Below are 8,231 nucleotides of genomic sequence, written 5' to 3'. Positions count from 1 at the left end.
GCATTGCCACGCGATATGATAAGCTCAAAGATAGCTATGCAGCGGCGGTAATGCTTGCTTGTGTCTTTATCTGGTTGCCCCTGATTTGAATTCTATACACACCCTATAATATTTGTATAAAACTTTATTGATGAGAGCAGATAATTACTATGACAAAATTTAGCAGTAAGCATATAAATACAATCGCTGCAATCTCAGATATTCATAGTAATATCTTTGCTTTAGAGGCGGTTCTTGCAGACATAAAACGTCGTAATATAGAGCAAATCGTCAATCTTGGTGATATTTTGTATGGACCTATCGCACCTAAAGCGACTTATGAGCTGCTGATGACATGTCGAGACGATATTATGACCATTTGTGGCAACCAAGATAGGCAGATATATGAGGCGACAGCGGCAGATATTGCGGGTAATCCAACACTAAGTTTTATTATCGAAGACTTGCCTAAGTCGGCTATTAAGTGGATGCAAGATTTACCTTTTGATTGTCATTTAAGTAAGGATATCTACTTATGCCATGGCTCGCCAACCGACGATATGGTTTATCTGTTAGAAAATATAGAAACAGGTCAACTGAGAGCACGTAGCGATACAGATATTTTGGCATTGCTTAGTGGTATTGATAGTGCGGTTGTCATATGTGGCCACACCCATATTCCGCGTACGGTAAAGTTATCGACTGATCAAATGGTTATCAACACTGGTAGTGTTGGTTATCCTGCCTACGAAGATGACTTACCTAATATTCACAGAATGCAGACCTATTCCCCTCATGCAAATTATGCAATCATTAGCTTTGTCGATACCGAGGAAGGGAAGTGCTGGCAAACCGAACATATTCAGGTACCGTATGATTATGAGGCGGCTGCTCAATTGGCCTCACAGAATGGTCGTGAGGATTGGGCGTTTGCACTGAGAACAGGGCGTGTGTTGTAAGGAAACGATTTATGCCCACAGCAGTTTACTGTTAAAGACAGTAACTCACCTTTTGATGCTGCTTCACATATTGATGATTAGTTTGAAATAGGTATAGATAATATATATAACGTGAATGCTCTGATATCAAACCTTTAATTGGTTATTGAACCCATAGGTGGTATCAATGATGTAGTAGGTACTAATTTAGCAGATAAAGAATATAGTCGATCCACTATAAAGCAAATACAGCGATATGGGTTACATTTTGAGCCGCCTCTGTCTGCGTAGGCACAGCAAGCAAGAAAAATGTAACCCGTATTTGTGGTTGTGCCTCTTTTGTTTAGGACTGACTATATGTTAGCTATTTGAGTATCAAGAATTTTAAAAATTGGCGTGATAATTAACAAGTTTATCGAATAAACAACTCATTCATAAAAATAGAATAGGGCGGACAGGTTTGCAAAATTTTATAAAAGGATTTTTTAAGTGGATTATTGCAGGTATTGGAATAGGAATAGGACTGTTTGTTGTTCTAGTGGCCGTAGCGTTTTTGAATAACAAGAATAAACCAGAAAAATCTGATGATACGACAGCATTGTTAAGTAACGAGGCTGAAAATGCTATAGAAGATAACAGTGAGTTATCAAGCTCTCAAGCTATGGTAAATGATCAAGACGTACCGATAGGTTATAAATTGATTGAAGAGGGAGGTATCATGTTAGATGCCCCTATTATGGGCATGGAATGGGAAAGTGTGGAAGATGAAAACACAACCACCAACCCGCGTGTGTACGAGCCCTTTACAATATATCAATGTGTTACGGAAGATGGTGAGCATTTACGTTTGGATGTAGTAAATAGTGACATTGGTTATATGCTCAAGTACTATTTTGCCACTCAAGATAACCCTTTGAAGTTAGAAGCACAGCAAGCTACTGAAGATGCCTATTATGTAGAATATCTCAATGCTACTAGTATCACTATGCGGGATCCGAATAATTACTATAATCTGACACAGTATGGAGACGGTGATACCGCCTTTTATATTATTAATGCCATTACTGGTAAAGAGATGAATTATTTCTTATGTGAGGATACTTCGATGAAGGAGGGTCAGCGTGCTTTAGTTAACCAAATGGAACCAGAGCATTTTAAATTCAAACCTATGACTGACGAGCTTGAAAACCTTTTGACTGAACGCTTTGAATATCAGTAAAAGCTTTTTTAGTTATGATGTTTGGTTGGTAACCAAACATCATAACCAACTTGAATCGCACTCAAATTACCCCCATAATCTAAACACTTTTAAATAATAAATAGCCTAAGTAAATATGCCCAATAATTCTAAGAATATCACACAAGCATCTAACGAAGATGCTGCTCGCCAAATCAATAGCACCACTAATCCGAATAAAGAAAGTAATAGCATAACTCACGGAAATTCTAATATCACATCAAACAGCGCCACACTAAGCAATGATAAAGAAGCTACTCAATCTCATATAGCTGACGATTTGCCTGTACTTGCCAAAGACAGCTACTATTTAAGCCGTCTAGAGCGAGAGCTGGCACGTGCTGTCGTGTCTAGCAAAAAAGAAAATAATGAAAAAGCCAATGATGCGTTAACGAAAAAACGCGAGCAGTACGAAAAAATAAAAACCCGCTCACAGCAGGTGGTGCAGGCACGTATAGATAGCATTCCTGCTGACTTGCCAGCCAAGCTAAACCTTGATCTGCCAGTCAGCCAACGGGCAGAAGACTTGGTACAAGCAATCATCGATAATCAAGTCATTATCGTCGCTGGTGAGACGGGCTCTGGTAAGACGACACAGTTGCCAAAACTTGCGATGCTAGCAGGGCGTGGTATTACTGGACAGATAGGGCATACGCAACCAAGACGTCTAGCGGCGAGAAGCGTGGCAAACCGTATTGCAGAAGAGTTGGGCGAACCGTTAGGGAATACCGTTAGCTTTAAGATTCGCTTTAACGAGCAAGGATCGGCACAGTCAGTCGTCAAGCTTATGACCGATGGTATCTTATTGGCCGAATTAGGGCATGATCGGTTTTTGAGTAAGTACGATACGATTATTATCGATGAGGCGCACGAGCGTAGCTTAAATATCGATTTTATTATGGGTTATCTCAAAAAAATGCTACCCAAGCGTCCTGATCTAAAGGTGATTATTACTTCAGCGACATTAGACACCAAACGCTTTAGTGAGTACTTTAGTCATTACGATGCCAAACTTAAACGTAAAGTGCCTGCGCCAATCTTTAATGTTGAGGGTCGCAGCTTTCCTGTTGAGGTTCGTTATCGCCCATTAACCGACGAGCCAGTAAACAGCTCTGATGATGACAGTTATGATGATTTTGAAGAAAACTTGCCACGCGCCATCGTTGCCGCAGTCGAAGAATGCTTTGGCGATGCCCAAAACAAAGGACATGCTGATCAAGCAGATATCTTAATATTTGCCGCGACTGAAGCTGAGATCCGTGAGACACAAGAGGTGTTAGAGCGTCATGGACCTAGGCATACAGAAGTGCTGCCTTTGTTTGCGCGGCAGACGTACGATGAGCAGCAGCGTATTTTTCAGCCATCCGGTCGTGGCCGACGTATCGTTATCGCGACCAACGTGGCTGAGACTGCGCTGACTGTGCCTGGTATTCGTTATGTGATTGATTTGGGTTTTGCACGAATTTCTCGTTATTCTTACCGCTCGCGTGTACAGCGTTTGCCGATCGAGGCGATTTCACAGGCCGCCGCCAATCAGCGTAAAGGTCGCTGCGGGCGTGTTGCGCCAGGTGTTTGTATACGTCTGTATAGCGAAGAAGACTTTAGCGGACGCCCTGAATTCACTGAGCCTGAAATTTTACGCACTAACTTGGCCTCAGTGATCTTGCAAATGGCCAATTTGCGCCTAGGTAGCGTTGATGATTTTTCGTTTATCGAGCCACCTGACAGTCGCTTGGTTACGGATGGGCATAAGCTACTGGATGAATTAGGGGCGATTGCTTCTAAAAATAAAGCTATTTCTGCGACTAAATCCAATAAATCGAAGTCCAAAAAAGGTCTAGATCACCTGCGTCTGACACCGACTGGCCAAAAGATGGCACGTATGCCAATTGACCCAAGGCTGGCGCGAATGTTGGTTGCAGGTTCTGACTTTAACTGTATTCGTGAAATGCTTATAGTCGTCGCCGCGCTTGCGGTACAAGACCCACGTGAGCGTCCTGCTAATAAGCGCCAACAAGCCGATCAAAAGCACGCAGAGTTTCGTCAAGATGACTCTGATTTCTTGTTTTATTTAAGCCTATGGAAAGCACTGTTCGAAAAAGATGAACACGGCAATAAGCTGTCTGGCAATCAGCGTAAGCAGTTTACCAAGAAAAACTATCTGAGCTTTCCACGCGTACGAGAATGGAGTCAGACGCACCGCCAACTGGTACAAATGGTCACTGATCTAAAACTTACTGATGTTAATGATGTAAAAGGTACGGATAAAAAAGCGACTACTGAAATAACAACCAATGACCCGACAGCGATCGAAGACGAAGATCTAAAAGCGGTTAAATACGCCAACTTGCATCGTGCGTTGATGACAGGTCTGCTCTCTACTATTGCTCATAAGACCGAAAATCGTGGTGAATATCTCGCAGCTCGCCAGCAAAAAACCAAAATATTTCCAGCCAGTACAGTATTTAAGCAAATACCACCATGGGTGATGGCCTTTGAAGTAGTAGAAACTTCTCAGGTCTTTATGCGCACGGTGGCCAAGATTGAACCAGAATGGATTATCTCCGCTGCTGGTGATTTGTTGAAGTATCACTACTTTGAGCCGCATTGGTCAAAAAAGACAGGTCGCGTCAAAGCCTACGCGCAGATTAGTCTATTTGGTTTGATTATTATCAGTAAGCAGCTGACCAATTATGAGCAGGTCAATCTAAGCGAGTCACGTGAAATTTTTATTCGTGATGGTTTGGTCACTGGCAACTTGGGTCGTCAAGCGCCATTTTTACAGCACAACATGGATAAAATTGCAGACATTGAGCGCATTGAAGACAAGTTACGTCGTCGTGACTTATTGGTTGATGAAGAGTCGCTGTATCAGTTTTATGATAAAAAAATCCCTGAACACATTGCCAGTCGTAAAACTTTTGAAGATTGGCGTGCTGAAATCGAAAAAACAGATAGCAAGCATTTATTCTTTACTGATGAGGATGTACTTAATAGCCAAGCGCCGACCACAGGAGATTTTCCAGAGGTATGGAAGCTAGGTGACTTAAAACTACCGCTACGTTATGTCTTTGATCCAGCAAGTGATGATGATGGCGTGACCATTCGCGTACCGCTTGTTGCGTTGCCGCAGCTTGATGCGATCGAGCTGTTGTGGGGTGTGCCGGGTTGGCGCTATGAGCTGGTACTACAGTTGCTAAAATCATTACCCAAAGACATTCGCCGTCAGATCGTACCGATTCCCGATACGGCTGATGGCTTGTTTGACGAGTTACAACCTGCTGGTGGACAAGGACTACTGAAGCAACTCTGCCAAGCGCTTAATCGTCGCGGCATTATGTCAGTGACACCAGATAAGTTTAATCCGTCTACGATTGACCGTTACTTACAGCCACAAATCTGCGTCGTTGATGATAAAAACCGTATCATCGAAAAAGGTCGTGACCTGCAAACGTTACAGATTCGACATGCCAGTGAAACCAGTCAAGCAGTCAATGAGCAGCAAGGCGCGCATACTGTGTTTCCCGAGCACTTTTCCTTTAGTAAAAATCATCATAGCGCAGGCGTGGTGATGAAGCAGTTTGCGGCATTGGTCGCTGATGATGCAGGTGAGGCGGTATCAATCCATCAGTATACGGATGTTAATGCAGCATTACAGGCACACCGCATCGGGGTATTAACGCTAATTAAAAGTAAGCTTGGTGCAAAGAAAAAACAGCTCACCAGTCAAATTGATAGCATTTTTAAATTGGCATTTGCACCACTTGGTGATATGAGTAAGCTCAAAACGATTGTTATCGATGCAGCATTAGATGCAGCGCTTGAAGAGCACTATATATTGTTTGATCATAGTACAGACTTGCCCGAAAATGCAGATGATACTGCGGTAGCGCTTGCTGAGGAGTTGCCGTTTACCTCAGCAGAATATGAAAAAACCTTAGAAGTGGTGGCTGGTAGCTTTTTATTGACTGGTCAAAGCGTGATTAAGACCCTCAAAAATGTCTATACCCGATGGCAGCGTATTCGCCAAGGCTTATTGATGTTAGATCGAGAGATATTCGGTGAGTCTATTGAAGATATCGAAGATCAGCTAGAGGATTTGCATTTGGCTGATTTTGTCTACCGAATGGACTATAGCCATTGGCAGCAGTATCCACGCTATCTAGAAGCACTAGAGATTCGTCTTGAACGCCTTGAACATAATCTTGATGCGGATCTCGATGGCGTTTATGCGCTAGATTTACATATGGAGCGCCTTGCAGGACGTGCGGATAAAGAGGCTATTAGCGACTATCGTTGGATGGTGGAGGAGTATCGTATTCAACTCTTCGCTCAACCAATGAAAACGCGTATAGCAGTATCACCGAAACGTCTGAGTAAAATGTGGGATAAGGTGGGGTAAGGAGGTGTAGTACCGCTGAAGTATGTATTTGTAAATGGATTTTTCTCATGTGAGGCAAGATGAGTAATAGTGGTAACAAAGGTAAAGGTATAGAACAAACAGGCAGTAATGGTTTTTTGCTCAAGATTATCATGATTATTGCTCTTGGTTTTTTAGTTTGTGAGCTCTTAAACCTATGGAAGCTATATCATAATAGAGACTGCTTAGCTGATGTTTATCAAAATGAGGTGCGAAGTACCATCTCATCTCAATTCGTTAACGAAAGTTTTCTAAAGGAAGAAGCTATATTTCCAACACACATTTTATCTAGTAAAAAAGTGAACGAAAAGAATAATATTTGTGAAGTCACGTTATATCATAAAGATAGTGAAATAATCGTTCGTTATCGTCCTAAGAATTACTCTTCAACGTTTAGTGCAGGGCGTGTAAGCGATACAAAGGTATATTATGGCGTAAAGATATTGAACATTGAGGTTGACTAGGTGTCTGTCAGGTAAGATGTGATGCTAAAACTGAGACAGTGTGAGTAGAGTATTTTATTATACAAGCTAAATAAAACGAAAAAGGACAGTTAAAATGTGGGATGAACGTTATAGTGGCACAGAATTTGCTTTCGGTACAGAGCCTAATGATTTTTTGAGAGAAACGTTTGAGCAGATACCTGCAGGCGGGCGTGTATTATGTCTAGCAGAGGGTGAGGGCAGAAACGCTGTATTCTTAGCTGAGCAAGGCTATGATGTCACTGCGATGGATATGTCTGAAGTGGGTTTGATCAAAGCGGTACAATTAGCTAAAGACAGAGGAGTGACAATTACCACTCAAGTGGCTGATTTAGCTGATTACCAGTTTGGTACAGATAAGTGGGATGCCATTGTGTCTATATGGGCACATGTGCCTGACAAAGTGCGTCAGTATATACATACACAGGTAGTCACTGCTTTAAAGCCAAACGGCGTATTTATCGTCGAAGCTTATACAGAACGACAGTTGGAGACTGATGCTGTTGGAGGTCCACCAGCCAGTCAAAAAGAACGCTTTGGATCGCTAGATAATTTTCAGAGTGAACTGAGAGGACTTACAGAGATTATTGGTGTTGAAAAGCTGCGTATGGTGTCAGAAGGAAAACGTCATCAAGGGTTGAGTGCCGTTGTTCAGTTTGTTGGTAAGAGAGAGATTTAAAACCAGAAGTTTATTTGTTTTATAACTGATAGTGCTACGTATGTAGGCTAAGCGAAGGTGATACATTGCGAAATGTATAGATGGTTCTCTTGTGCCTTATATAGTTAATCTTATTTGAATTGGAGATCGTCAGCTAGATAATCACTTACTGAATGCCCTTTGTCGGGTTTTTAATAACGTTCAGCCTAATATGCTTGTAGCTTTAACGAGTTTCATACAAAGTCGGATAACATAGCTATAAAGGCAAATATAGCCCCTTTCTCTAGTGTTATTATAAGCGATTGATAAGAAATTATTACAAGTGTACATTTTCAATTAGGTAGTTGTTATAATGCAATCGTTTTATGTCAATTTATAGTGCGCATGTAAAGCACTGTTAGAAAAACTTAGATTAACACACCAAGTGCAACGCTAATTAATATTATAGAACGCCTGCATAGGGAGACCATCCCGAATTCTGTGTAACTGCCGTTTAGATTAAATGCTTGCTGATACG

General features: G+C 41.7%; 5 protein-coding genes and 1 pseudogene. All 6 read left to right on the top strand.

The genetic code is table 11. The annotated features are described in order from the left end of the window. Positions 1-89: pseudogene (locus tag EI164_RS13105) on the top strand (IS5/IS1182 family transposase); the annotation flags it as partial. 60 nt (positions 90-149) lie between these two features. Then, entirely contained in the window at positions 150-938 is a 789-nt protein-coding gene (locus EI164_RS13100) for a metallophosphoesterase family protein (protein WP_192520392.1), read from the top strand. Positions 939-1,377: 439 nt separating this feature from the next. Then, positions 1,378-2,136 carry a hypothetical protein gene (locus EI164_RS13095; protein ID WP_192520391.1) on the top strand — a complete coding sequence of 253 codons (759 nt, stop codon included), beginning with the start codon at positions 1,378-1,380 and terminating at the stop codon, positions 2,134-2,136. Between the two features lie 115 nt (positions 2,137-2,251). Continuing rightward, positions 2,252-6,556 carry an ATP-dependent RNA helicase HrpA gene (gene hrpA, locus EI164_RS13090; protein WP_225739293.1) on the top strand — a complete coding sequence of 1,435 codons (4,305 nt, stop codon included), beginning with the start codon at positions 2,252-2,254 and terminating at the stop codon, positions 6,554-6,556. A 59-nt stretch (positions 6,557-6,615) separates the two neighbouring features. Continuing rightward, positions 6,616-7,038 carry a hypothetical protein gene (locus tag EI164_RS13085; protein ID WP_192520390.1) on the top strand — a complete coding sequence of 141 codons (423 nt, stop codon included), beginning with the start codon at positions 6,616-6,618 and terminating at the stop codon, positions 7,036-7,038. Positions 7,039-7,132: 94 nt separating this feature from the next. After that, the gene (locus tag EI164_RS13080) at positions 7,133-7,735 is read left to right on the top strand and encodes a class I SAM-dependent methyltransferase (protein ID WP_192520389.1); all 603 of its coding nucleotides are present in this window, start codon (positions 7,133-7,135) and stop codon (positions 7,733-7,735) included. Positions 7,736-8,231 lie beyond the last annotated feature (496 nt).

This window comes from Psychrobacter sp. FME13, from assembly GCF_014861395.1.
Lineage (GTDB): Bacteria > Pseudomonadota > Gammaproteobacteria > Pseudomonadales > Moraxellaceae > Psychrobacter.
This window is presented reverse-complemented; position numbering and strand designations above follow the sequence as displayed.